Genomic DNA, 1,276 nt, shown 5'->3' with positions numbered 1-1,276 from the left:
GCTCTCCCGATCTGGAGGGCCGGGCAGGCGCGGCGGCGGGGGTGGCGGCTCGGGCGCACGCGGCAGCGGGCAGGCGAGGCGCCGGCGGCCGAGTTCCTCCTCCAGCCGCGCGAGTTCGGTGCGCAGATCGCGTTCGCCGCGCTCCGCCTCGACCAGCCGGTCGAGCGCGGCGATCCCGCCCGGGGCGGCGATACATTGGGACTGCGGGGGTTCGAGGAACCGCCAGGCCAGCAGCGGCGCGAGCAGCCCGGCGAGCAGCGCGACCAGCGCCAGCGCGGCGAGGCTCGCGATCCACACGCCCCATGGCGGGCGTGGCGCCGGCTGCCAGGGCACGCCGTCGTCGAAGCGCGCGAGGAGGCCGAGCGGCCCAGGCGCGGCGGCGCCGACATGGCCCCAGCCCGCGATCACCGGCCGCCCATCGACGGCGAAGACCAGGTCGAAGGAGGGAATCTCCGCGATGGCGGGCCAGAGCCGCGCCAGCGCGCCGCCGCCTTCCGCAGCCTGCCGCTCCGTCTCCCGCCGCAGGTCGGACAGGATGCGCCCAGCCTCGGCCGTCAGCGCGCCGCGGGATGCGGCGTCGAGGTCCGCATAGCGCGCCATGCGCGACCCCGGCGCGCCCCAGGCGATGCCGGAAGGATCGAGCGAGGGTGCAGCGAAGAGCGCGGCATGCACCGGCGAAAGCCGCCCCGCCTCGGCCTGGAGCGCCGAAAAAGCCTCGGCCGGGGAGACCGGGAGCAGCCAGCGCAGATCCTGCGCGCGGGTCTGGGCGAGCGGCATCATGGCACGGTGAACTCACCCACCACCTGCTCCCGCACGCCTTCGCGCGCGGTGCCGGTGATGACGCGGTCGGGCTGGCCTTCCCGCCGGATGGTCACGCGATAGGGGGTGTTCGGCCCGTCGCGCCGGTCGAAGTAGTCGACCACAATGCGGTAGGTGCCGGGCGCGGGGTCCTGGTCGAAGACCACATTCTCGATCGGGTTGCGCGTGGCCGGCCCGCCCTGGGCGTTCTGGTCGATGTCGAGCGACCCTCCGCAATTCTGCCGGGTCCGGAAGTCGATCCGCCGCCCGTTCGGGCACACCACAGCGAGGTCGAGGTCGTTGCGGTCATCCCAGGCCAGGATCACCTGCGTACGCCCGCGCCGCGCGCCCTGCCGGTCGGCGCGGTCGAGATCCGCGTTGCGCGGCTGTTCGGCCGGCGGCTGGGGCGGTTGTTGCGGGGGCGGCTGGCGCGGCGGCCAGATCGGAAGAGCGCACGTCCGAACTCCAGCCACCCCTG

General features: G+C 75.1%; 2 protein-coding genes. Both read right to left on the bottom strand.

The annotated features are described in order from the left end of the window. The coding region (locus HW577_RS25180; RefSeq protein ID WP_419956611.1) for a hypothetical protein at nucleotides 1-780 on the bottom strand (780 nt) is incomplete at its 3' end. Continuing rightward, a partial coding sequence (locus HW577_RS25175) for a hypothetical protein (RefSeq protein WP_232475234.1) occupies nucleotides 777-1,276 on the bottom strand: 500 nt, incomplete at its 5' end. The genes HW577_RS25175 and HW577_RS25180, both read right to left, overlap by 4 nt.

Source organism: Neoroseomonas rubea (assembly GCF_016106015.1).
GTDB lineage: Bacteria > Pseudomonadota > Alphaproteobacteria > Acetobacterales > Acetobacteraceae > Neoroseomonas > Neoroseomonas rubea.
The sequence above is the reverse complement of the archived record's forward strand: the minus strand, read 5'-3'. Positions and strand labels throughout refer to the sequence as shown.